This window comes from Streptomyces carpinensis, from assembly GCF_002154505.1.
Classification (GTDB): domain Bacteria; phylum Actinomycetota; class Actinomycetes; order Streptomycetales; family Streptomycetaceae; genus Streptomyces; species Streptomyces carpinensis.
Map to the genome: position 1 here is coordinate 1 of NZ_MUBM01000012.1, position 18567 is coordinate 18567.

At 73.7% G+C, this 18567-nt stretch carries 19 protein-coding genes and 1 pseudogene; 8 read left to right on the plus strand and 12 right to left on the minus strand.

All coding sequences use genetic code 11. The features are described from left to right. Nucleotides 1-670, plus strand: a 670-nt coding sequence (locus tag BZY54_RS01910) for a DUF885 domain-containing protein (protein ID WP_143667977.1), incomplete at its 5' end; no start/stop codon positions are given. A gap of 67 nt (nt 671-737) precedes the next feature. Here BZY54_RS01910 and BZY54_RS01915 read toward each other — a convergent pair. Beyond that, complete coding sequence (locus BZY54_RS01915) at nt 738-1226, minus strand: rhodanese-like domain-containing protein (RefSeq protein WP_086722576.1); 489 nt, start codon at nt 1224-1226, stop codon at nt 738-740. 238 nt (nt 1227-1464) lie between these two features. On the opposite strand from BZY54_RS01915, the gene BZY54_RS01920 reads away from it, so the two are divergent. Continuing rightward, a complete protein-coding gene (locus tag BZY54_RS01920) occupies nt 1465-1911 on the plus strand; it encodes an Lrp/AsnC family transcriptional regulator (RefSeq protein WP_086722577.1) in 447 nt (148 codons plus the stop codon). A 15-nt stretch (nt 1912-1926) separates the two neighbouring features. Here the strand turns inward: BZY54_RS01920 and BZY54_RS01925 are convergent, their stop codons facing one another. The 5 genes from BZY54_RS01925 to BZY54_RS01945 all read right to left on the minus strand — a co-directional run bounded on the left by BZY54_RS01925 (nt 1927) and on the right by BZY54_RS01945 (nt 8255). Next, nucleotides 1927-4920 (minus strand): AAA family ATPase, encoded by a 2994-nt coding sequence (locus tag BZY54_RS01925; RefSeq protein ID WP_086722578.1) that lies wholly within the window; start codon nt 4918-4920, stop codon nt 1927-1929. Between the two features lie 46 nt (nt 4921-4966). Then, the gene (locus BZY54_RS01930; protein WP_086722579.1) at nt 4967-6130 is read right to left on the minus strand and encodes an exonuclease SbcCD subunit D; all 1164 of its coding nucleotides are present in this window, start codon (nt 6128-6130) and stop codon (nt 4967-4969) included. A gap of 107 nt (nt 6131-6237) precedes the next feature. After that, nucleotides 6238-6864: a YigZ family protein gene (locus tag BZY54_RS01935; RefSeq protein WP_086722580.1), complete on the minus strand. Its 627-nt coding sequence runs from the start codon at nt 6862-6864 to the stop codon at nt 6238-6240. Between the two features lie 120 nt (nt 6865-6984). After that, complete coding sequence (locus BZY54_RS01940; RefSeq protein ID WP_086722581.1) at nt 6985-7527, minus strand: SixA phosphatase family protein; 543 nt, start codon at nt 7525-7527, stop codon at nt 6985-6987. After that, entirely contained in the window at nt 7524-8255 is a 732-nt protein-coding gene (locus BZY54_RS01945; protein WP_086722591.1) for a hypothetical protein, read from the minus strand. The genes BZY54_RS01940 and BZY54_RS01945 overlap by 4 nt, the downstream gene beginning before the upstream one ends. Before the next feature lie 241 nt (nt 8256-8496). Between BZY54_RS01945 and BZY54_RS01950 the strand changes: the two genes are divergently transcribed. The 3 genes from BZY54_RS01950 to BZY54_RS01960 all read left to right on the plus strand — a co-directional run bounded on the left by BZY54_RS01950 (nt 8497) and on the right by BZY54_RS01960 (nt 12070). Continuing rightward, complete coding sequence (locus BZY54_RS01950) at nt 8497-8904, plus strand: CoA-binding protein (RefSeq protein ID WP_086722592.1); 408 nt, start codon at nt 8497-8499, stop codon at nt 8902-8904. Between the two features lie 203 nt (nt 8905-9107). After that, entirely contained in the window at nt 9108-10745 is a 1638-nt protein-coding gene (locus tag BZY54_RS01955) for an APC family permease (protein ID WP_279634628.1), read from the plus strand. Nucleotides 10746-10846: 101 nt separating this feature from the next. Then, on the plus strand, nt 10847-12070 hold the full coding sequence (locus BZY54_RS01960; RefSeq protein WP_086722582.1) for a 4-hydroxybenzoate 3-monooxygenase: 1224 nt from the start codon (nt 10847-10849) through the stop codon (nt 12068-12070). A 45-nt stretch (nt 12071-12115) separates the two neighbouring features. On the opposite strand, the gene BZY54_RS01965 is transcribed toward BZY54_RS01960, so the two are convergent. Next, nucleotides 12116-12475, minus strand: coding sequence for an ArsR/SmtB family transcription factor (locus tag BZY54_RS01965; RefSeq protein ID WP_167413929.1), 360 nt, complete (start codon nt 12473-12475; stop codon nt 12116-12118). A gap of 62 nt (nt 12476-12537) precedes the next feature. Here BZY54_RS01965 and BZY54_RS01970 point away from each other — a divergent pair, with 62 nt between their 5' ends. After that, nucleotides 12538-13614: a cation diffusion facilitator family transporter gene (locus tag BZY54_RS01970; RefSeq protein WP_086722584.1), complete on the plus strand. Its 1077-nt coding sequence runs from the start codon at nt 12538-12540 to the stop codon at nt 13612-13614. A gap of 180 nt (nt 13615-13794) precedes the next feature. Here the strand turns inward: BZY54_RS01970 and BZY54_RS01975 are convergent, their stop codons facing one another. Both BZY54_RS01975 and BZY54_RS01980 read right to left on the minus strand, forming a co-directional pair. Then, a complete protein-coding gene (locus tag BZY54_RS01975; protein ID WP_086722585.1) occupies nt 13795-14349 on the minus strand; it encodes a YbaK/EbsC family protein in 555 nt (184 codons plus the stop codon). A 43-nt stretch (nt 14350-14392) separates the two neighbouring features. Beyond that, nucleotides 14393-14965, minus strand: a complete 573-nt coding sequence (locus tag BZY54_RS01980; protein ID WP_086722586.1) for a helix-turn-helix domain-containing protein — start codon at nt 14963-14965, stop codon at nt 14393-14395. 93 nt (nt 14966-15058) lie between these two features. On the opposite strand from BZY54_RS01980, the gene BZY54_RS01985 reads away from it, so the two are divergent. Beyond that, nucleotides 15059-15916: a DMT family transporter gene (locus BZY54_RS01985; RefSeq protein WP_086722587.1), complete on the plus strand. Its 858-nt coding sequence runs from the start codon at nt 15059-15061 to the stop codon at nt 15914-15916. Here BZY54_RS01985 and BZY54_RS01990 read toward each other — a convergent pair. Then, nucleotides 15899-16687, minus strand: coding sequence for an acyltransferase (locus tag BZY54_RS01990; RefSeq protein ID WP_208640518.1), 789 nt, complete (start codon nt 16685-16687; stop codon nt 15899-15901). The two genes, BZY54_RS01985 and BZY54_RS01990, sit on opposite strands and share 18 nt — an antisense overlap. Nucleotides 16688-16817: 130 nt before the next feature. On the opposite strand from BZY54_RS01990, the gene BZY54_RS01995 reads away from it, so the two are divergent. Further along, a complete protein-coding gene (locus tag BZY54_RS01995; protein WP_086722589.1) occupies nt 16818-17345 on the plus strand; it encodes a gamma carbonic anhydrase family protein in 528 nt (175 codons plus the stop codon). Nucleotides 17346-17396: 51 nt separating this feature from the next. Here the strand turns inward: BZY54_RS01995 and BZY54_RS02000 are convergent, their stop codons facing one another. Then, on the minus strand, nt 17397-18050 hold the full coding sequence (locus BZY54_RS02000; protein ID WP_086722590.1) for a DedA family protein: 654 nt from the start codon (nt 18048-18050) through the stop codon (nt 17397-17399). 67 nt (nt 18051-18117) lie between these two features. Next, a pseudogene (locus tag BZY54_RS52055) lies at nt 18118-18567 on the minus strand (hypothetical protein); the annotation flags it as partial.

Genomic DNA, 18567 nt, shown 5'->3' on the forward strand with positions numbered 1-18567 from the left:
CGGCGCCGCGGCGCCGTACTACACGCCGCCGTCGGCCGACTTCTCGCGGCCGGGCCGCACCTGGCTGCCGACCATGGGACAGACCCGGTTCCCGGTGTACGACCTGGTCTCGACCTGGTACCACGAAGGCGTCCCCGGCCACCACCTGCAACTCGCCCAGTGGGCGCATGTGGCGGAGAACCTCTCGCGCTACCAGGCCACGGTGGGCATCGTCAGCGCCAACGCCGAGGGCTGGGCCCTGTACGCCGAACGCCTGATGGACGAACTCGGCTTCCTCACGGAGCCGGAGCGGCGGCTCGGCTACCTGGACGCGCAGATGATGCGGGCGGTCCGTGTCATCATCGACATCGGCATGCACCTGGAGCTCGACATCCCGGCGGACTCGCCCTTCCACCCCGGCGAGCGCTGGACGCCGGAGCTGGCGCTGGAGTTCTTCGGCGCGCACAGCAGCCGTCCGCGGGACTTCGTGGCGAGCGAGCTGATCCGCTATCTGTCGATGCCCGGCCAGGCGATCGGCTACAAGCTGGGCGAGCGGGCCTGGCTGCTCGGCCGCGAGAACGCCCGGAAGCGGCACGGCGACGCGTTCGACGCGAAGGCCTGGCACATGGCGGCCCTGTCGCAGGGGTCGCTGGGGCTGGACGACCTGGTGGACGAGCTGTCCCAGCTCTGACCCCGGCCGTGAACCCCGCGAAGGGCGACCGGTTCTCGGCCGCCCTTCGCGGGTTCGTCCCCGGGGTTCAGCAACCGCAGTCGTCACCGTCGACCGGCGCCGTCAGCGGGTCGGCGGCGCGGCGGTCCTCACCCCGCCACGTCTCGTACGCGAATCCCTCGCGCACCCAGTACTCGAAGCCGCCGAGCATCTCCTTGACCCGGTAGCCGAGTTCGGCGAGGGCGAGGGCGGCGCGGGTGGCGCCGTTGCAGCCCGGGCCCCAGCAGTAGGTCACCACCGGCACGGCCCTGTCGAGCAACGCCTCCGCCTGCTCGGGGAGCAGGGCGGTCGGCAGATGCACCGCGCCGGGGATGTGCCCCTGGTCCCAGGCCTCGGTGGAGCGGGAGTCGAGCAGGACGAAGCCGGGGTCGCCGCCGGCCGCGAGCGCGGCGGCGACGTCGGACACGTCGGCGTGGAAGGCGAGGCTCGCCCGGAAGTGGGCGGCGGCCTCGGCGGGCGGCGCCGGGGCGACGCGCAGGACGGGGTTGGCGGCGGTGTGGGCGGCGGTGACGGTCATCGTCTGGTCCTTCCGTGGCTCCGTGGGCCGGATCCGGTGCGGCTCGGTGCGGCTCCGATGCCCACATCGCCGCGGGCCTGATCGGTGCGATCAGCCTCGCCGCGGACCGGCTCGGTGCGGGCAGGCTCGGCCTCTCGGTTCGACGACCGAGAATCTACGGTCGAAGATCGCCTGTCTGAAGTGGCGATCCACGGCCCGCCTCTTGATCGGCCGGGGATTCCCCTGCTATTCCTCGGCCATGACCGCCTTTTCCCCGGACGCCACCGACTGGCGCATCCTCGACGTCCTCCAGCGGGAGGGCCGGGCCAGCTTCGCCGAGCTGGCGCGGGCCGTGTCCATGTCCCCGAGCGCGGTCACCGAGCGGGTGCGCCGCCTGGAGGAGGCGGGCGTCATCCAGGGGTACGCGGCCGTGGTCGACCCGGAGCGGCTGGGGCTGCCGATCCTCGCCTTCGTGCGGCTGCGCTACCCCAACGGCAACTACAAGCCCTTCCACGACCTGGTCGCCGCCACCCCCGAGATCCTGGAGGCGCACCATGTGACGGGCGACGACTGCTTCGTCATCAAGGTCGCCGCGCGCTCGATGCGCCACCTGGAAGAGGTCTCCGGCAGGATCGGCGCACTGGGCTCGGTGACCACGAGCATCGTGTACTCCTCGCCGGTGCCCCGCCGCCCCCTGGGCCGCTGAGGGCCCGGGAAGGCGTCAGGCCACTCCGCGCTGCCGCACCGTCGACCCCGACCGGCCCTTGACGACCTCCAGCTGGGCGTGGACGCGCCGGCGCAGATCGGCGACGTGGCTGACGATGCCCACGCTGCGGTCGCGTTCGCGCAGCGAGTCGAGCACGTCCAGCACCTCGTCGAGGGCCTGGTCGTCCAGGCTGCCGAAGCCCTCGTCGATGAAGAGGGTGTCCAGCCGCACACCGCCGGCCTCGTCGGTGACGACGTCGGCGAGTCCGAGGGCGAGGGCCAGCGAGGCGAAGAACGTCTCCCCGCCCGACAGGGTCGCCGTGTCCCGCTCGCGTCCCGTCCAGGCGTCGACGACGTGCAGCCCCAGACCGCTGCGGCCGCGGCCGGCCCGGTCGGCGGAGTGGACCAGGGTGTAGCGGCCGGACGACATGCGCTGAAGGCGTGCGGTCGCGGCGGCGGCCACCTGCTCCAGACGGGCGGCGAGGACGTAGGACTCCAGGCGCATCTTGCGCTCGTTGTCGGCGGAGGTCCCCGCGGTGAGCGAGGCCAGCCGGGCCACGCGGTCGTACTCCTCGCGCAGCGGCGCCAGGCGGGTCACGCCGGCGGCCGCGCGTGCGGAGAGCCGGTCGAGTTCGGCGCAGCGGCGGGCGGCGGCGTCCCGGGCGGAGGCGGCCTCGCGCAGCCGCAGGCCCGCGCCGGCCGCGGTGGCTTCCGCCGCCGTGGGATCGGCTGGCCGCCGTGCGGCGGCGGCCGCGGTCTCGGCCTCGGCGAGGACGGCGCGGACGGCGGCCTCCTCGGTGTGCCAGGCGTCCAGGCGGTGCTGGAGTTCGCGGTGGGCGGCGTCGTCCAGGAGCGCGGCGACCGCGTCCTGCGGGGTGTCGAAGCCGGCCCGGAACGCGGCCTCGGCGAGCCGGCCGTCGGCGTCCTTGAGCCGCTCGGCGCTCTCGTCCGCGGCCCGCGCCGCCTCCGCGGCGTCGGTGAGGAGAGCCACCTGCCGCTCCAGTTGCGCGGCCCGCGCGGCCACGCCGGCGGCGGTGCCTCTGGCCGCGGCCAGCTCCGCCTCCAGGGTGGCCTGCTCGCGGTCCAGGTTCTCCCTGCGGGTCAGGCGGGTGGCCGACGCGACCTCTGCCTGCCGGCGGTCGGCGAGCCGGCGTTCGCGCTCCTGCTCCGCCCGGCGCAGCTCCTCCCGGGCCGCGTGCAGATCGGAGGCCTCCTGGCGTGCCCGCACGAGCTGCCGCTCCAACTCCTCTGCCTCTTCGGCGAGTTGCGTGGTGGGCGTGTCACCCGCTTCGGCGCCGGCGGCGGCCAGTTGCTCGCGCAGGGCGCCGAGCCGGCGCTCGTGGGCGGCACGCCGTTCCTCGGCGTCCTGGTGTTCGGCCAGGGCGCGCTCCTCCGCCGCCCGGTCGACGTGCCCGGTGACCCTGCGCGCGGGCGCGGGGTGTTCGGTGGCCCCGCACACGGCGCACGGCTCGCCGTCGGCGAGGTGCGCGGCGAGTTCGGCGGCGATGCCGTTCAGGCGCTGCTCCTTCAGGTCGAGCCAGTGGTCCTTGGCCCGCACGGCGCGTTCGGCGGAGTCCAGGGCGCGTCGCTGGGCCTCGTCGGTGTCCCGGGTGAGCCGGTCACGCAGCCTGGCGGCCCTGAGCCGGTCCTGGGCGGGCTCGCGCCGCACGGCCAGCCGCTCGGCCCGTCCGGCCGCTTCCTGGGCGGTGTCGACACGCGCCTGGAGCCCGGCACGGGTGGCCTCCCACCCAGCGAGCCATTCCTCGGCCTCGCGCAGCGCGTCCTCGTCGGCGCGCTCCTGGCGGTCCACCTCCGCGCGCTCGGCGACGAGGCCGGCGAGGCGCCGCTCGGCGCGGCGGGCCGACTCCAGTCCGCCCAGTTCCTCGGCGGCCCGGCGCGCGGCGGCGGCGAGGCCGGCCGCGCCGGCGTCGGCGACGGTCTCGGGCAGCAGCGCACGCGCGCGGGACTCGGCGTCGGCCGCCCGCCGGTGTTCGGCGTCGGCGGCCTCCCGCAGCTCCAGCGCCGGTGCCACGGTCTGCGCCTTGCGCCCCCGTTCCATCCGAGCCTGCGCCTGACGGTGCGCGTCGGCCCGTTCCTCCAGGCGGGCGGCGCGTTGCCGCGCCTCGGCGAACCGGCGCTGCAGCCGGGCCAGTTCGCGGACGTCGCCCAGAGCGCGCTCGGCGGCGGCCTGCGCGGCCTCGGCGGCCGTGAGCCGGCAGTGGGCGACGGTCAGCTGCTCGCGTGCGGTGCTGCGGGCGACGGCGGCGGCGGTCAGCACGGCCTCGGCCAGCCCCGGCTCTCCGGGGGCCAGCTCCGGAAGCTGCATGGCGTCGCCGGCCGCCTGCTGCATGCGGTGGGCGTCGGCCAGCAGCGCGGCGTCGCCCTCGCGGACCTGGGTCTCCGTGGCGCGCCGGCGCTCGGCCAGGCGCTTCTCCACCTCGGCGAAGCGGTGGGTGTCGAACAGCCGGCCGAGCAGCTTGCCGCGGGCCTCGGCGTCGGCGCGCAGGAAGCGGGCGAAGTCGCCCTGCGGCAACAGCACGACCTGGCAGAACTGTTCACGGCTCATGCCGAGCAGCTGGGTGATCTCCTCGCCGATCTCCTGGTGGGAGCGGCTGAGGTCCTTCCAGGCGGCCGCCGTCGCGTCGTACTCGCGCAGCCAGGTCTGCGCCTTGTCGACGGTGGTGCCGGTGCCGCGCCGCTTCGGGCGCTCCCAGGGCGGCTGCCGGCTGATCTCCAGACGGCGTCCGGCGACGGTGAGGTCGAGGGTGACCTGGGTGCGGGTGCCGGTGGCGGCGTGGTCGCTGCGCAGGGTGATCCCCTGCCCGCTCTGCCGGGCGCCGGGCACCGAGCCGTACAGCGCGTAGCACACGGCGTCCAGGACGGACGTCTTGCCGGCCCCGGTCGGTCCGTGCAGCAGGAACAGTCCGGCCGCCGACAGGGCGTCGAAGTCGACGCTCTGGGAGCCCCCGAAGGGCCCGAAGGCGGTGATGTCGAGCCGGTGCAGCCTCACCGCGCCTCCCCCCTGGAGCACTGCCCGTGGTCCCGCTCGTGCGGCCTCACCGTGCCACCTCTCGTTCCGCCTCGTCGGCGCGCACGGCGTCGAAGGCCTCGCGCAGAACGGTCCGTTCCTGCTCGTCGGGCCCCGCGCCGCGCACGTGGGCCACGAAGTCCTCGGCGATCTGCTGGTCGCTGCGGTCCGCGAGCCGGCGGGCGTAGGACGTGTGCGGGTCGTCGGGGGCGCGTTCGGGGGCGAAGACGAGGTTGAGGGTGTGCGGGAAGCGCTCGGCGAGGCGGGCCATCGGGTCGGCGGGGCGGACCGGATCGGTGAGCGTGGCCTCGACCCAGGCGTCCTGGTGGCGGGCGAGGCCGGGGTCGGCGAGCAGCTCCTCCAGCGTGCCCCGGATCCGGGCCAGCGCGCGCGGGACCGGGCAGTCGACCCGTTCGGCGGTGACCCGGCCGTCGGCGTCCAGGTCGACGAGCCACATGCTCTTGCGGTGCTCGGCCTCCGAGAAGGAGTACGGCAGCGGGGACCCGGAGTAGCGCACGCGCTCGGTGATCGTCTGGCAGCCGTGCAGATGCCCCAGGGCGGCGTAGTCGACGCCGTCGAAGACGCCCGCGGGGACGGCGGCCACCCCGCCGACGGTGATGTCCCGCTCGCTGTCGCTGGCCTCGCCGCCGGTGACGAAGGCGTGCGCGAGGACGACGGAGCGGGTGCCGGGCGCGCGCGTGGCGAGGTCGGCGCGAACCCGGTCCATGGCGGCGGCGAGCACCGCTTCGTGCCCTGCCTTCTCGACCCCGAACTCGTCCTTCACCAGGGCCGGTTCCAGATACGGCAGGCCGTAGAAGGCGACGTCGCCGTGGGCGTCGGAGAGCACCACCGGCGTGGCGCACGCCGCGGGCTCGGTGCGCAGATGGATGCCCGCGCGGTCGATGAGCCCCGCGCCGACGCCGAGCCGGCGGGCGGAGTCGTGGTTGCCGGAGATCATCACCGTGGGCACGCCGAGGGCGGCGAGGCGGTGCAGGGCGTCGTCGAACAGCTCGACCGCGGCCAGCGGGGGCACCGCGCGGTCGTACACGTCTCCCGACACGACCACCGCGTCCACGCCCTGCTCGTGCACCGTGGCCACGAGGTGACCGATGAACTCCGCCTGGGCACCCAGCATGCTCACCCGGTGGAACGACCGGCCCAGGTGCCAGTCGGAAGTGTGCAACAACCTCATGATCCCCGAAGACTAACCGGCGGGTCCGACAGCACGGGCGGTTACTCCTGTATCAGCCGCCATGGGCAATTCGGTATGAACTGGTTGCGCCCGGAATGCCCGTTGTGTCAGACGTCGCCGTATGCCTCTCCGCCCAGTTCGAGGCCGGCGGTGCCGGCGGTGGCGTCCGCCAGCCACGCCCGGAAGGCATCCACGTCGGAGTCCGGCAGGCCGATCTCGATCGTCACCGCCTCGCCGTAGCGGACGTCCCGTACCTCCCGCCCGGTCGCCCGGAGGTCGTTGTGCACCTTGCCGGCGCGCTGGTGGTCGACGGTCACCGTGGCGAGGCGGAAGCGCCGGCGGGTCAGGGTGCCGAGCGCGTCCAGGGCCTCGCCGACCGCTCCGCCGTAGGCACGGATGAGGCCGCCGGCGCCGAGCTTGACGCCGCCGTAGTAGCGGGTGACGACGGCGACGACGTACCGCATGTCGCGGCGCAGCAGCATCTGGAGCATGGGCACGCCTGCGGTGCCGCCCGGTTCTCCGTCGTCGCTGGCCTTCTGGACGCCGGCGTCGGCGCCGATGACGTAGGCCCAGCAGTTGTGCGTGGCGTCCGCGTGCTCCTTGCGGACGGCCGCGATGAAGTCCTGGGCCTCCGGCTCGGTGGCCGCCGGGGCGAGCGCGCACAGGAAGCGGGAGCGGTTGACCTCGGTCTCGTGCACGCCCACGCGGGCGACTGTGCGGTACTCGTCCTGCATCCGGCCAGCCTATGCGGACTCCTCCGGCCCCATACCGCCCGGTCCCGGGCCCCGGTCCCGGACTCCCCCTGGTCCCGGGCTCCGCCCTTCGGTCCCGGACCCTGGGGCGGGCCGGCCCGCCTAGCCCTTCGCACCCCTGGGCACGGTCAGCGCCGCCAGCAGGGCCGCGCCGGGGGTGAGCGCGCGCCAGCCGGTGCCGTGCCAGGCGAGCACGGCGATGGCGGAGGTCGGGAACTTCACCCGGAGCCGGTCCAGCGTGTCGTCCAGGCCGTCCCCGGCGAGGTGGAGGACCAGTTCCTCCAGGCCCGGGTTGTGCCCGATCAGCAGCAGCGTCTCCACCTCGGACGGCGTCTCGCGGACGACCTCCAGCAGCGCGGGGACGTCGGCGGCGTACAGCCGCGGGTCGTGACGGACGGGCGGCGGGGTGCCCCACTGGGCGGAGGCCAGGTCCCAGGTCCGGCGGGCGCGCAGGGCCGTGGAACACACCGCGAGGTCCGGCAGCCAGTCGGCCTCGGCGAGCGCGCGGCCCGCGGCGGTCGCGTCCCGGCGGCCGCGCGGCGCGAGCGGGCGGTCGTGGTCGGCGACACCCTCGGGCCGCGCGGACTTGGCGTGCCGCAGCACCACCAGCCGGCGCAGCGGGCCGCCTCCCGCGCGCGTGCTCATCCCGTACTCCCCACGTCGCGGGTGAGGTCCAGGCCGAGCAACCGGTCCGCGTAGGCGTACGTCTCGAAGCGGGCTCCGTCCGCCAGGTCCGGCCGGGTCTCGACCCACTCCAGCACCCGTAGCGTCGCGGGCACGTCCAGGTCGTCCTCCCAGGCTCCGCGCAGCCGTCCGCGCACGTCCTCGGGGACGGGCCGCGAGGGCTGTCTCGCCCAGTGGGCGACCGCGCGGCGCCAGTGCGCGAGGGTCCTGCGGGCCTCCTCGAGCGCGTCCGTGTCGAGCCGTAGGGGCAGGGTGCGGCGGCGGGCGAGCAGGGCCAGGCGCCAGGTGGCGGGGTCACCGTCGGCCGTCGGAGTGAAAGGAAGCACGGCGTCGACCGGTGCGACGGCGAGCCGGACGCCCTCGGGTGCGGTGGCACCGGTCTCGGAGACCACGTGCACGACCTGGGCCTCACCCAGTGCGGCGCCGAGGCCGCGGCTGTCCTCGAAGGGCCGGATGCCGAGGGCCGTGGCCGCCGCCCGCAGCTCCGCCGTCTGGCGCTCGCCGGTCAGCAGGGCCCACACCGGTGTGCCGCCCAGTTCCAGCGCGCGGACGAGGAGGTCGGCGACGAGGAGCACCCGCAGCCCCGAGGCGTCGAAGCCGGACGCGTGTACCTCGATGCGGGTCAGGCCACGGCGAGTGGGGGCGGCCTCCACGGGCTCGCCGGTTCGGGCGTCGATGATGCGCAGCACGGCCCGAGCGTAGGCGCCCGACCGGCCGCGCGCAGGTGTGCGGCGCACATTCCGGACACGGTCGCGCGTCCGGAGACGGTGCGGCGGCCGATGCGGTGGACAAGGTCGTGGGCGACGGGGCGGGTCCTTTGCGGCGTGACGAAGGTCCGGTGCGGTCGCCGCGGGCCGGCCGGGGAATCGGCCGGCCGGGGCCGCTGTTGGCGCAGTCGGCGACCTTCCCCGAGACGCGAGGAGACCTGTGGTGTACGGCGATGCGGCGACAGTCCGGAAGATCCTGAACGAACTCGGTGACACCTGGGCCGTGGTGGGCCTGTCGAACAACCGAAGCCGCGCCGCCTACGGCGTGGCGCAGGTGCTGCAGCGGTTCGGCAAGCGGATCGTCCCGGTCCACCCCAAGGCGGAGACCGTGCACGGCGAGCAGGGCTACGCCTCTCTCGCGGACATCCCCTTCGACGTGGACGTGGTGGACGTCTTCGTCAACGGCGACCTGGCCGGCCCGGTCGCCGACGAGGCGGTCGCCAAGGGCGCGAAGGCCGTGTGGTTTCAGCTCGGGGTCGTCGACGAGGCCGCCTACGAGCGGACCAGGGCCGCGGGCCTGGAGATGGTCATGGATCGCTGCCCGGCGATCGAAATTCCGCGCCTGAACTAGCCTGTCACAACCTCTTCTGGCATTCCGCAACTGAATAGCAACATTCTGCGACGGCCGTTGACCTGGGTAATGGCTGTGTCAAAGAAGCACCCGCAGAAGGGTCAAATTTAGGTCGACGGCCTTCTGTGCAGCGGGCCTGTATTCCTACTCTGAGCCGCCATCGAGCGTTAATTCGGTGTTCAGATAGTGAAAGGCCCCTTGACATGGCGAAACTCGACCATGTAACCACCGACGTCACGCGGGACCAGACCGGTCTCCGGCGTGACGTCGGCCTGATCGGCCTGATGTGGGCCTCGGTCGGTTCCATCATCGGCTCCGGCTGGCTCTACGGCGCCGAGAAGGCCGTGGTGATGGCCGGTCCCGCCGCCATCGTCTCCTGGCTGATCGGCACCGTGGCGATCGTCCTGCTGGCGCTCGTGCACGCGGAACTGGGCGGCATGTTCCCGGTGGCGGGCGGCACGGCCCGCTACCCCCACTACGCCTTCGGCGGGCTGGCCGGCATGTCCTTCGGCTGGTTCTCCTGGCTGCAGGCGGCGACCGTGGCCCCGATCGAGGTCGAGGCCATGATCGGATACGCCGGTCACTGGCACTTCGCCCAGGGCCTGCAGCACACCGACGGCACCCTGACGACCAGCGGTTTCATCGTCGCCGTCGTGCTGATGGCCGTCTTCGTCGTGGTCAACTTCCTGGGTGTGCGCGTGCTGGCACACACCAACAGCGCGGCCACCTGGTGGAAGATCGCCGTACCCCTGGCCACGATCTTCATCATCGCGGTGGGCAACTTCCACCCGCACAACTTCACCGCCCACGGCTTCGCCCCGTTCGGCGCCAAGGGCGTGCTGAGCGCCATCAGCTCCAGCGGCATCATCTTCGCCCTGCTGGGCTTCGAGCAGGCGATCCAGCTGGCCGGCGAGAGCCGCAACCCCAAGCGCGACCTGCCGCGCGCCACCCTCGGCTCGGTCGCCATCGGCGCGACCATCTACGTCCTGCTCCAGGTCGTGTTCATCGGCGCGCTGCCGCTCGGCTCCTTCGCGCACGGCTGGGACAAGCTGAACTTCCCGGGCATCAGCGGCCCCTGGGCCGGCGTGGCCACCCTGGTGGGTCTCGGCTGGCTGAGCGTGGTGCTCTACATCGACGCGGTCATCTCCCCCGGCGGCACCGGCCTGATCTACACCACCGCCACCTCCCGCGTCTCCTACGGCCTGGCGAAGAACGGCTACGCGCCCAAGCTCTTCGAGAAGACCGACGCGCGCGGCGTGCCGTGGTTCGGCCTCGCCATCTCCTTCGTCACCGGCGTCGTCTGCTTCCTGCCCTTCCCCAGCTGGCAGGAGCTGGTCGGCTTCATCACCTCGGCGAGCGTGCTGATGTACGCCGGCGCGCCGCTGGCCTACGGCGTGTTCGCCGACCGGCTGCCGAACCACGACCGGCCCTACCGCCTGCCCGCCGGCAAGGTGATCTCGCCGCTGTCCTTCGTGGTCGCCAACCTCATCATCTACTGGGCCGGCTGGGACACGCTGTGGCGGCTCGGCATCGCGATCATCCTCGGCTACCTGCTGCTCGGCGGCTACGCCTGGTACGCCACCGGCAAGAACCTCCCCGACGCGCCCCGGATGGACTTCAAGGCCGCCCAGTGGCTGCCCGGCTACCTCCTGGGCATGGGCCTGATCTCGTGGCAGGGCGGCTTCGGCGGCCAGGGTCACATCGGTCTGTGGTGGGACATGGTCGTCGTCGCGGCCTTCTCGCTGGGCATCTACTACTGGGCGAAGACCACCGCGTCCAAGTCCGAGGAGATCGAGCGCAGCATCGAGGAGGTCGTGGTCACCGACGCCCCCGCGCACTGACCACCCCTCGCCCCCGTCCCGCTCCGCCTCCGTACGGTGTCCCGTCGGCCGCGACCGCACCACCCGGGCCGCGTCTGACGGGACACCGTCATAATGCCCGGGTGACCGAGCCATCCCCCCACCCCGACTCCCCGTCCCGCGAACGCTTTCCGGTCGTCGTCATCGGCGCCGGGCCGGCGGGACTCACCGTCGGCAACATCCTGCGGGCCGCCTCCGTCGACTGTCTGGTGCTGGAGACGGAGTCCCGGCGGTTCATCGAACAGCGGCCCCGCGCCGGGGTCCTGGAGGAGTGGGCCGTACGCGGCCTGGAACGCCGTGGCCTGGCCGCGAACCTGCTGGAGCGGGCCGGACGGCACACCGCGTGCGAGTTCCGCTTCGACGGCGTCGGCCGCCGCTTCGCGTACGCCGACCTGACGGACCGTCACCACTTCGTCTACCCGCAGCCGCTGCTCGTGACGGACCTGGTGCGCGAGTACGCCGAGGTACGGGGCGGCGACATCCGCTTCGGCGTGCGGGACGTGACGCTGCACGACACCGGCACGGACCGGCCGTCGGTGTCCTACCTCTGCTCCGAGACGGGGCAACGGCGGGTGATCCACTGCGACTTCGTCGCCGGATGCGACGGAGCCCGCGGAGTCAGCCGGTCGGCGCTGGTCCCGGAGCACGCCCGGATCGCGCGCCACGACTACGGCATCGGCTGGCTGGCGCTGCTCGCCGAGGCTCCGCCGTCCTCCGACTGCGTACTCTTCGGTGTCCACCCGCGCGGCTTCGCCGGGCACATGCCCCGCAGCGCGGACGTGACCCGCTACTACCTGCAGTGCCCGCCCGGCGACGACCCGGGCAACTGGCCGCACGAGCGCGTCTGGTCCGAGCTGCGGAAGCGGCTCGCCGCGACCGGCGCCGCGCCGCTGAAGGAGGGCCGGCTGCTGGAGCAGAGGGTGCTCGACATGCACGACTACGTCGTGGAGCCGATGGCCTCCGGCCGGCTGTTCCTGGCCGGTGACGCGGCGCACCTCACGGCGCCCATCGCGGCGAAGGGCATGAACCTCGCCCTGCACGACGCCTTCCTGCTCGGTGACGCCCTCGCCGCCTACCTCACCCGGGGCGACGGCAGCGGCCTGGCCGGCTACTCGGCGGCATGCCTGCGGCGCGTGTGGGACTACCAGGAGTTCTCCCAGTGGCTCTCCGACGTCTACCACGGCACCGCGTCGGGCGATCCGTACCATGCGGGCACCACGCTCGCCCGGCTGCGCCGCCTGTTCACCTCGCCGGCCGCCGCGGCCGCCTTCGCGGAGCAGTACCTCGGCACGGCCGGCCACTACTGAGCACCGGTCGCTGAGCATCCGCCACGGCCGCACGCCGGTCGTGCGTCAGTCGTGCAGAGGCCGGTCGTCGAGCCGGTGGTCGGCCACGTTCAGCGCCTCGCCGACCAGGCGGCGCAGATGGCCGTCGCGCAGGGAGTAGATCACCCGGCGGCCGTCCTTGCGGGTGGTCACGAGCCCCGCCAGCCGCAGCCGCGCCAGGTGCTGGCTGACGGCGGGGCGGGCCGCGCCGCACGCCTCGGTGAGCGTCGTGACGTCGGCCTCGCCCGAGGTCAGTGCGTGCAGCAGCGCGAGCCGGGTGCGGTCCCCGAGCAGGGCCAGGAGTTCGGCGGCGAGCGCGATCTGCTCCTCGCTCGGGGTGCGCGGGTGCGCATGGTGCGCAGGTGATAGGTGCATGCGTGCGCTCATACGCACATAATGGCGTCGTGGGCGCCGAGCGTCCACCTCCCGCGCACCGGAAGGGGAATCACGTGAGCGACCGGCACCACCACGACCACGGCCATGCGCACCCCCACGGCCACGGCCACGAGCATGCGCACCCCCACCCCCAGGCGTCGAGGCCCCTCCGGCACCGCCTGGCGCATCTCCTGACCCCCCACTCCCACGAGACCGCGGACAAGCTCGACTCCGCGCTGGAGTCCTCGGCGCGCGGCATGCGGGCCCTGTGGGTCTCGCTGGCCGTGCTGGGCGCGACCGCGCTCGTCCAGGCACTCGTGGTGGTGGGGTCCGGCTCGGTCGCGCTGCTCGGCGACACGGTGCACAACGCGGCGGACGCCCTGACCGCCGTGCCGCTGGGCATCGCCTTCCTGCTGGGCCGCCGGGTCGCGACCCGCCGCTTCACCTACGGCTACGGGCGTGCCGAGGACCTGGCCGGGCTGGTGATCGTGCTGACGATCGCGGCCTCGGCGGTGTTCGCCGCGTGGGCGGCGGTCGATCGGCTCCTCAACCCGCGTCCGGTGCAGCATCTCCCTGCGGTCGCCGTCGCGGCCCTGGTCGGGTTCGCGGGCAACGAGTGGGTGGCCCGGTACCGGATCCGCGTCGGCCGGGAGATCGGCTCGGCCGCACTGGTCGCCGACGGGCTGCACGCCCGTACGGACGGCTTCACTTCACTCGCCGTGCTGCTGGGCGCGGGCGGCGCGGCCCTGGGGTGGCGGTCGGCCGACCCGATCGTGGGGCTGGCGATCACGGCGGCGATCGCCCTGGTGCTGCGCGACGCGGCGCGCGAGGTGTTCCGGCGCATGATGGACGCCGTCGACCCGGCTCTCGTGGACCGGGCCGAGCGGGCCCTGCGGGAGGTGCCCGGCGTGCGCGCGGTCGGCGAGCTGCGGCTGCGCTGGATCGGGCACCGGCTGCGGGCCGAGGTCGCGGTGGTCGTGGACGGCGGGGCGACCCTGCGCCAGGCCCACGCGGTCGCCGTGGACGCCGAGCACACCCTGCTGCACGCCGTCCCCGGACTCACCGCGGCCCTGGTGCACGCCGACCCCGCACCCTCCCCGGGCGAAAGCGACCCGCACCTGCCCCTCGCCCACCACGCTGCCTCGTCCTGACCGGGCCGGGGGACCCGGAAGAACCGCAGAAAACCCGGCGCGACCCCGGCCGGGAAGGCCGGGACGGGCCGGGTTCGGACCGGGTTCGGGCCGGGAGGCGCCGGGACGGGCTGGAACGCGAAGGCCCACGGGACGGACCGGCGGGGAAGGGCAGGCGGACCGGCGCGCCGGGGCGGGATGTCAGACGCCCAGGTTCTCCAGCACCACGGCGCCCGGGAGTTCGGCGAAGGCCTTGCCCGGGACGAGCAGCTTGCCGCGGCGGCGGCCGCTGCCGACCAGGACGTACGGAAGGTCTACGACGGCGGAGTCGATCAGGACCGGCCAGCTCTCGGGCAGCCCGATCGGGGTGATGCCGCCGTACTCCATGCCGGTCTCCCCCGTGGCCACGTCCATCGGCGCGAAGGAGGCCTTGCGGGCGTCGAGTTGGCGGCGTACGACGCCGTTGACGTCGACGCGTGTGGCGGACAGGACCAGACACGCGGCCAGACGGCTCTCGCCGCCGCGCTTGCCCGCCACCACCACGCAGTTCGCGGACCGCTCGAGCAGGTCCCGGCCGTAGTGGTCGACGAAGACCGCGGTGTCGGCCCACTGCGGGTCGGTCTCGACGTAGACGATCTGGTCGGCCGGGACGCTGCCGCGCCAGTGGCGTACGGCGTCGGCGACCGGGCGGATCAGTTCGTCGAGGCAGTCGGGAGCGGGAGTGGCCTGGTCGAAGTCTCCGATTGGTGCGCGCATGACCGCACGGTAACAGCCACCCGGCCCGGGCACGCCGGGCGTCTCAGTGCACGGGCGGCACCGACACCGCCATCACCATGTCCATCGGCACGGCACCGTCGTTGGCGTACGTGTGCGGCGCGTTGGCCTCGAAGGACGCGCTCGCACCCTCGGGCACGCGGTACTCCACCCCGTCCACGGTGAGCGTCAGTTCCCCCGCCGTGACGTGGACCAGTTCGACCGTCCCGACCGGATGCGGGTCGGAGGCGCTGCCCTCGCCCGGCATCAGCCGCCACTCCCACATCTCCAGCGGGCCCGGCGCCTCGACGCCCGCCAGCAGCCGGTTGTAGCTGCCGGCGTCGGTGTGCCAGAGCCGGACGGTCTGCTCGGCGGGGACGACACGGACCTTCGGGCCCTGCTCGTAGTCGAGCAGGGTGGTGATGCTGACGCCGAGCGCGTCGCCGATCTTGACGACGGTGCCGAGGCTGGGGTTGGTGCGGGCCTGCTCGATCTGGATGAGCATGCCGCGACTGACCCCCGCCCGGGCGGCGAGCGTGTCCAGCGTGAAACCGCGCTCGGTGCGCCAGCGCTTGACGTTGCGCGCCAGGGACTGGGTCAGCAGGTCGAGGTCCGACACATTCCGTCCAATATTCTGGATGACAGCGTTTACTTCACTGAACTACGGTGGGGTGCACCCGATCGTTCACCGAACTGTACTGCGAGGCGTCCCGTGACAGCATTCTTCGCCCTGGCCACCAGCCTCCTGTGGGGCCTGGCCGACTTCGGCGGCGGACTGCTCACGCGACGCAACCCGGCGCTGACGGTCGTCGTGGTGTCCCAAGCGATCGCTGCGGCGGTGCTGGGCGCGATCGTGGTCGCCACCGGCGGCTGGAGCGAGGCCGGCCCGCGGCTGTGGTTCGCCTTCGCCGCGGGCCTGGTCGGGCCGGTGGCGATGCTGTCCTTCTACAAGGCGCTCGCACTCGGCCCGATGGGCGTGGTCTCACCGCTCGCCACGCTGAGCGTGGCCGTCCCCATCGGGGTCGGCCTGGTGCTCGGCGAGCGGCCCGGCCTGCTCCAGGTCGCGGGCATCGCGGTCGCCGTCACCGGTGTGGTGCTCGCGGGCGGACCGCAGATGAAGGGTGCCGCGGTGCAGCGGCGGACCATCGGGCTGACACTCGTGGCGGCCCTCGGATTCGGCACGGTGTTCGCGCTGATCGCCGAGGCGTCGACCACGGTCACCGGGCTCTTCCTCGCGCTGTTCGTGCAGCGTGTGACCAACGTGGCGGCGGGCGGGGCCGCGCTGTACGTCTCCGCGCGGCGGGGCGGCGCCGTGCTGCCGGAGGCCGGATTCCCGTGGGGTTCGCTGGCCGCGCTGGCCTTCGTCGGCCTCGCGGACGTCGCGGCCAACGGCACGTACTCGATCGCCGCCCAGCACGGCCCGGTCACCGTGGCCGCCGTGCTCGCCTCCCTGTACCCGGTGGTGACCGCGCTGGCCGCCCGGGGCTTCCTCAGCGAACGGCTGCGGGCCGTCCAGGCGGCCGGAGCGGGCCTGGCCCTGGTGGGAACCCTGCTACTGGCGACCGGCTGAGGGACTGGGGTCCTCCGCGCCCAGCTGGGCGAGCCCGGCCGCACTCTCCGCGTCCAACTCCGCCAGCGCCACCAGCTGCTCCGGGGTGACGCCGTCCGGTATCGGCACCGGTGCCGGCGTCCGCAGCGGCGGCTGCCAGCCGTCGGCGGAGGTCCACCGGCGCACGACCCGGGCGGGCGCCCCGGCGACCACGGCGTGGTCGGGCACCTCGCCGCGCACCACCGCACCGGCCGCTACCACCACGTTCCGCCCGATCCGCGCACCCGGCAGGATCACCGCCCCGGTGCCGATCCAGCACCCGGGCCCGATCTCCACCGGTTCCATCCGCGGCCACTGCTTGCCGATGGGCTGGTGCGGGTCGTCGTAGGAGTGGTTGGTGGAGGTGACGTAGACGTACGGCCCGAAGTAGCAGTCGCTGCCGATGGTGACCGTCGTGTCGGCGATGACGTGGCTGCCGCGGCCGAGGACGACACCGTCGCCGATGCGCAGGATCGGGTCCGGGCCGAGGTCGAGGTCGGGCATCAGCCCGGCGGTCAGCGTGACCTGCTCGCCGACGATGCAGTGGGCGCCGAGATGGATCCACGGTTCGCCGAAGACCGTGCCGAGCGGGAACGCCAGCCTGGTACCGGTTCCCATCGCGCCGAAGCGGAGCCGCCCCGGCTGCTCCGCCGTGACGGAGCCCGTGCGCTGCACCCAGGCCCAGCCCGCGTGGACGGCGCGCTGCGCGAGGCGGCGCCGCCATGATGAGAACGTGTTCTTGCGCTTGGGCACCCGCTCACCGTACTCAGGCCGGGGCGCACCGCTGGCCCCGGACACCTGTGATCTTCACCCCACCGGATGACGTACGGTGCGGTGGAGCCACGCCCTGGACGGCAGGGGACGGCAGGAAAGGCGGGACGAGATGACTCACAAGGCGCTGATCACCGGCATCGGCGGCCGGGAGCCGCACGTGGACGAGCAGGCGTTCGTCGCGCCCACGGCCACCGTGATCGGTGACGTGGCGCTGGGCGCGGGCGCCGGCGTCTGGTACGGCGCGGTGCTGCGCGGCGACGTCGAGAAGATCTCCGTGGGCGCATCCAGCAACGTCCAGGACAACTGCACGCTGCACGCCGATCCGGGCTTCCCCGTCCGCATCGGTGAGCGGGTCTCCATCGGGCACAACGCCGTGGTGCACGGGGCGACCGTGGAGGACGACTGTCTGATCGGCATGGGCGCGACGGTGCTGAACGGCGCGGTGATCGGTGCGGGATCGCTGGTGGCCGCCCAGGCCCTGGTGCCGCAGGGCATGCGGGTGCCGCCGGGTTCGCTCGTGGCGGGCGTGCCCGCCAAGGTCAGGCGGGAGCTGACACAGGAGGAGCGTCAGGGGATCACGCTCAACGGCACGATGTACGCGGAGCTGGCGAAGGCCCACCGGGACGTCCACGTGTAGGAGCACGGGTCGTCCGGGGGGCGGGGCACCCGGACGGGGCTCGGGCGGGCGCTACTCCCCGGCGGCGACGGGCTCCGGCTCCTCGGCATCCCGGTGGGCGGCCTGCGCCTGCTTCGCCTTGCGCCTGAGCACCAGCATCGACCCGAGCCCGATGAGCACGGCCACCACCAGGCCGAGCCAGGAGAACTTCTTCAGCCAGGACTCGGCGACGACGCCGACGTAGTAGATGACGGCCGTCGTGCCGCCCGCCCAGCAGATACCGCCGAGCACGTTGGCGATGAGGAACTTCCAGTACGGCATCCGCAGCACGCCCGCGAGCGGGCCGGCGAAGATGCGCAGCAGGGCGACGAAGCGGCCGAAGAACACGGCCCACATGCCCCACTTCTCGAAGGAGCGCTCGGCCGTGGCGACATGCCCCTCGCTGAAGTGCTTGGGGAACTTCCTCGCGAGCCAGGCGAGCAGCGGTCTGCCGCCCTTGCGGCCGATGGCATAGCCGATGGAGTCGCCGACGACCGCGCCGACGGTGGCGCATGCGCCCAGCACGACGGGGTTGATACCGGTGTGCTGCGAGGACATCAGGGCCGCCGAGACCAGGATGATCTCGCCGGGCAGGGGGATGCCCAGGCTCTCCAGCCCGATGACCAGGGCCACCACGGCGTAGACGGCACCCGCGGGTACCGAGTCGAGCCACTCCTGGACGTGCACCGCCGGTCCTCCCCGTTTCGCGTCCGCGTGTTCCCGGGAGCACCGCGAAACGGCGCCCCCGGGAAGCCTACCGGTTCGGCCCGGACGTGCGGTGTGCCATGGTTCGCCCGGGGTTCTGTGGGGCGTAGGGGACGCCGGGGGCTACCGCGGCCGCACTCGGACGACGGGCGAAGTCGCCGCTGGGCGCTCCCCACGTGACCCGGGGGCCGGGAACGGCCCGGTCGGCCGTCCATCCTCTGGCCGCCAGCGCGGTGGCGAGCAGGACGAGGGAGGCGAGTCCCACACCCACGGCGAGGGCCGTGCGGTGCCTGTGCCATGGGCCGGTGCGGCCGCCGCCCCAGGCACTCACGCCGTTTCCGACGCCCGCGAATCCCCCGGTGCCTTCGACGCCCCCGATGCCTCCGGCACGTCCTTCACCTCGGGCACGTCCGGCACGTCCGGCCGACGGGGCGGAGCGATGGCGTCCGCCGCTCGCGGGACCGTCCGGCTCGAACGCGCCGGACGTGCCCGAGGTGAA

Excerpts from the sequence above, each read along its gene's own strand:
- BZY54_RS01975 (WP_086722585.1), bottom strand. The coding sequence starts at position 14,349 with ATGCGCGCACCAATCGGAGACTTCGACCAGGCCACTCCCGCTCCCGAC.
- BZY54_RS01995 (WP_086722589.1), top strand. The coding sequence starts at position 16,818 with ATGACTCACAAGGCGCTGATCACCGGCATCGGCGGCCGGGAGCCGCAC.
- BZY54_RS01920 (WP_086722577.1), top strand. The coding sequence starts at position 1,465 with ATGACCGCCTTTTCCCCGGACGCCACCGACTGGCGCATCCTCGACGTC.
- BZY54_RS01955 (WP_279634628.1), top strand. The coding sequence starts at position 9,108 with ATGGCGAAACTCGACCATGTAACCACCGACGTCACGCGGGACCAGACC.
- BZY54_RS01930 (WP_086722579.1), bottom strand. The coding sequence starts at position 6,130 with ATGAGGTTGTTGCACACTTCCGACTGGCACCTGGGCCGGTCGTTCCAC.
- BZY54_RS01965 (WP_167413929.1), bottom strand. The coding sequence starts at position 12,475 with ATGAGCGCACGCATGCACCTATCACCTGCGCACCATGCGCACCCGCGC.
- BZY54_RS01915 (WP_086722576.1), bottom strand. The coding sequence starts at position 1,226 with ATGACCGTCACCGCCGCCCACACCGCCGCCAACCCCGTCCTGCGCGTC.
- BZY54_RS01935 (WP_086722580.1), bottom strand. The coding sequence starts at position 6,864 with ATGCAGGACGAGTACCGCACAGTCGCCCGCGTGGGCGTGCACGAGACC.
- BZY54_RS01940 (WP_086722581.1), bottom strand. The coding sequence starts at position 7,527 with ATGAGCACGCGCGCGGGAGGCGGCCCGCTGCGCCGGCTGGTGGTGCTG.